Here is a 327-nt window from a genome sequence, read left to right as displayed (position 1 = left end):
ATGGGCACGGCCGAGGTGGAGAGCGCCCTCGTCGCCCACTCCAAGGTCTCCGAGGCCGCCGTGGTGGGCTATCCCCACGACATCAAGGGCCAGGGCATCTACTGCTACGTCACGCTGATGTCGGGCGAAGAGCCTTCGGACGCGCTGCGCAAGGAGCTTCAGGACTGGGTCCGCCAGGAAATCGGCCCCATCGCCAAGCCCGACCTCATCCAATGGGCCCCCGGCCTGCCGAAAACCCGCTCCGGCAAGATCATGCGCCGCATCCTGCGCAAGATCGCCGAGGACGACTACGGCTCCCTGGGCGACACCTCAACCCTCGCAGACCCC

At 67.3% G+C, this 327-nt stretch carries 1 protein-coding gene; it reads left to right on the top strand.

Annotated elements, in window-relative coordinates; genetic code table 11:
• On the top strand, positions 1–327 hold a 327-nt coding region (locus XM53_RS22345), incomplete at both ends, for an AMP-binding enzyme (RefSeq protein ID WP_408006103.1).

This window comes from Roseovarius atlanticus (genome assembly GCF_001441615.1).
GTDB lineage: Bacteria > Pseudomonadota > Alphaproteobacteria > Rhodobacterales > Rhodobacteraceae > Roseovarius > Roseovarius atlanticus.
Note: the sequence above shows the minus strand (reverse complement) of the source record. Positions and strands in the feature narration are given on the sequence as shown.